We start from the raw sequence: 1,648 nt of genomic DNA on the forward strand, positions 1-1,648 counted from the left end.
GTCCGCCGCCCCAACCGAGCTTGCCCGCCGTCAGGCAGGCCATCCTCACTGCTCTCGCGCAGCCGCCCCCATTCCGTTGTCCCCACTGCCGCAAAATCCTCTCCCCTGAAAATCTGCCAAAGTAGTGCTAGGCTGTGCTATGCAGAGCTCAGGGCAGCGGCTAGACGCTTTTCTTCACTGTAGTATCGCGCCCGGTCCCAGAACTTGGGGCGGGCGATTCCGGTCGAACGGTGCTGGCCGATGATGTTGCCGTGGTCGTCTTCGCCGCTCATCTCATAGACGAAAAGGTCTTGCAGGATCGGAACCTCGCCTTCGAGACCCACGACCTCCGTGATATGCGTGATCCGGCGCGAGCCGTCGCGCAGCCGTGCCGCCTGCACGATGATGTCGATAGACGAGACCGCCATCTCGCGGATTGTCTTGGTGGGAAGCATGAAGCCTCCCATCGTGATCATGGATTCAAGTCGCGAAAGCGCCTCGCGCGGCGTGTTGGCGTGAAGGGTGCCCATGGACCCATCATGGCCCGTGTTCATCGCCTGAAGAAGATCGAAAGCCTCCGGCCCACGGACCTCACCCACGATGATACGCTCCGGCCGCATGCGAAGGCAGTTCTTCACGAGGTGTCGCATCGTGATCTCGCCTATGCCCTCGATGTTGGGAGGGCGGGTTTCAAGGCGAACGACGTGCGGTTGCTGAAGCTGCAGCTCGGCAGAGTCTTCGCAGGTGATGATCCGTTCCTCGGCATCGATATAGCCAGTCATGCAGTTGAGGAGGGTGGTCTTGCCCGATCCCGTTCCGCCCGAGATCAGCACATTGCAGCGCACGCGGCTGATGATCTTCAGCAACTCTGCCCCTGCCGAGGTAATCGAGCCGAACTGAACGAGCTGATCCAGCCGCAGCTTGTCTTTCTTGAACCGCCGGATCGTGAGCGTCGGTCCGTCTAGCGCGAGTGGCGGCACGATGACGTTCACACGGCTGCCATCGGGCAGACGGGCATCGCACATCGGGCTCGATTCATCGACGCGACGACCGACCTGGCTGACGATGCGCTGGCAAACATTCAGAAGATGGGAATTGTCCCGGAACCGGATGTCGGTCTGAATCGTCCGGCCCGCGACCTCGATGTAGATCGGATCGCTGCCGTTCACCATGATATCGGCGATGTCGTCCCGTGCCAGCAGCGGTTCCAGCGGGCCATAGCCCAGCACGTCGTTGCAGATCTCTTCGACCATCTCGTCCTGCGCCGCGGCAGAGATGACGGCCTTCTTCGCTGTCAGAATGTCCGCAGCAATGCTTCGGATCTCCTGCCGCGCCTCTACCAACTCCATCAGCGACAGTTGTGTGACGTCGATGGCTTCCAGCAGAGCGCTGAGGATTTCCTTCTTGATGGCATCGAAGATTGCAGTCCGCTCCGGCGCGGGCTTGCGCTTCCCCTCGGCCACGGCCAGCTCCGGCTTGCTGGAAACCACGGCAAGGTGCGCCACCGACGGCATAGGTTCCACTGGGGCGGTTATCTGCGACGGTAATCCTCCCCGAAAGTAAGGGGCTTCATAAGTAGAATTTTCTCGGCAAGATGAACGAGGAGATTTCGAATGAAGACAAGCAGATACACTGAGGCTCAGATCATCGCGATCCTGCGGCAGGCTGA

Annotated in this window: 1 protein-coding gene; it reads right to left on the reverse strand. The window is 60.5% G+C overall.

The annotated features are described in order from the left end of the window. Window positions 1–137: 137 nt before the first annotated feature. A complete protein-coding gene (locus H5395_RS18250; protein WP_370576508.1) occupies window positions 138–1,484 on the reverse strand; it encodes a CpaF family protein in 1,347 nt (448 codons plus the stop codon). Window positions 1,485–1,648: the final 164 nt, after the last annotated feature.

This window comes from Paracoccus sp. MC1854 (assembly GCF_014164635.1).
Taxonomy (GTDB): Bacteria; Pseudomonadota; Alphaproteobacteria; order Rhodobacterales; family Rhodobacteraceae; genus Paracoccus.